The organism is Paraburkholderia sp. SIMBA_053, from assembly GCF_046534895.1.
Taxonomy (GTDB): Bacteria; Pseudomonadota; Gammaproteobacteria; order Burkholderiales; family Burkholderiaceae; genus Paraburkholderia; species Paraburkholderia caledonica.
The window spans coordinates 1-256 of the sequence record NZ_JAWRXU010001106.1 but is presented as its reverse complement, the minus strand read 5'-3'; the positions used below and the strand labels follow the sequence as shown (position 1 = coordinate 256).

Genomic DNA, 256 nt, shown 5'->3' with positions numbered 1-256 from the left:
CTGCACATCGTCAACAACGCCGCGATTCCCGTCACGCCCATGTACTCCACCTCGATTTATGCGGGTGCTGTCGATGCGATGGTGCAGTGGTGGTATGGCCACAACGCGGTAGGCTTCTTCCTAACAGCGGGCTTCCTGGGCATGATGTACTACTTCGTGCCGAAGCAGGCCGAGCGCCCGATCTACTCCTACCGCTTGTCTATCGTCCACTTCTGGGCGCTGATCATGATCTATATGTGGGCAGGCCCGCACCACC

Annotated in this window: 1 protein-coding gene; it reads left to right on the top strand. The window is 58.6% G+C overall.

The window, feature by feature from the left end; genetic code table 11:
* Positions 1 to 256 (top strand): cbb3-type cytochrome c oxidase subunit I (locus SB753_RS39060; RefSeq protein ID WP_410805419.1); only part of this gene is annotated, 256 nt, incomplete at both ends.